The sequence below is a fragment of the Streptomyces sp. AC627_RSS907 genome, assembly GCF_019049165.1.
Genome location: NZ_JAGMUE010000839.1, coordinates 1 through 800, shown reverse-complemented (window position 1 = coordinate 800; position 800 = coordinate 1). Strand labels below are relative to the sequence as shown.

1 protein-coding gene is annotated in these 800 nt (G+C 71.8%); it reads left to right on the top strand.

Annotated features, from left to right (window positions below):
* Positions 1-71: 71 nt before the first annotated feature.
* A partial coding sequence (locus KUM32_RS38945; RefSeq protein WP_217146505.1) for a 5-(carboxyamino)imidazole ribonucleotide synthase occupies positions 72-800 on the top strand: 729 nt, incomplete at its 3' end.

Below are 800 nucleotides of genomic sequence, written 5' to 3'. Positions count from 1 at the left end.
GCTCCGGCCGACCTTGGAGGTTCCTACGAGCGCGCGCGGGGCCCGTTGGCTGATACGGCTACCCTGGGTGGGTGACGTTCCCTGTAATTGGCATGGTCGGCGGGGGCCAGCTCGCGCGCATGACGCACGAGGCGGGCATCCCCCTCGGCGTCAAGTTCAAGCTCCTCAGTGACACCCCGACGGACTCCGCGGCGCAGGTCGTCGGCGATGTCGTCGTCGGTGACTACCGCGATCTGGAAACCCTTCGTAGCTTCGCACAAGGCTGTGACGTGATCACGTTCGATCACGAGCACGTGCCGATGGAGCACCTGCGGGCCTTGGAGGCCGACGGCATCGCCGTCCGGCCCGGTTCGCGGGCGCTGGTGCACGCCCAGGACAAGGGCGTCATGCGGGCCAGGCTCGACGCGATCGGGGCGCCGTGCCCGCGCCATCGGATCGTCGCCGACCCCGCCGACGTCGCCCGGTTCGCCGCCGAGGGCGACGGCTTCCCCGTCGTCCTGAAGACGGTGCGCGGCGGCTACGACGGCAAGGGCGTCTGGGTCGTGCGCGACGAGGCCGAGGCGGCCGAGCCGTTCCGCGCCGGCGTGCCGGTGCTGGCCGAGGAGAAGGTCCCCTTCGTGCGCGAGCTGGCGGCCAACGTGGTGCGCTCGCCGCACGGCCAGGCCGTGGCGTACCCCGTGGTCGAGTCGATCCAGGTGAACGGCGTCTGCGACACGGTCATCGCCCCCGCGCCCGACCTGGACCCCGAGCTGTCCACGCACGCGCAGCAGCTCGCCCTGCGGATCGCCGAGGAACTGGAC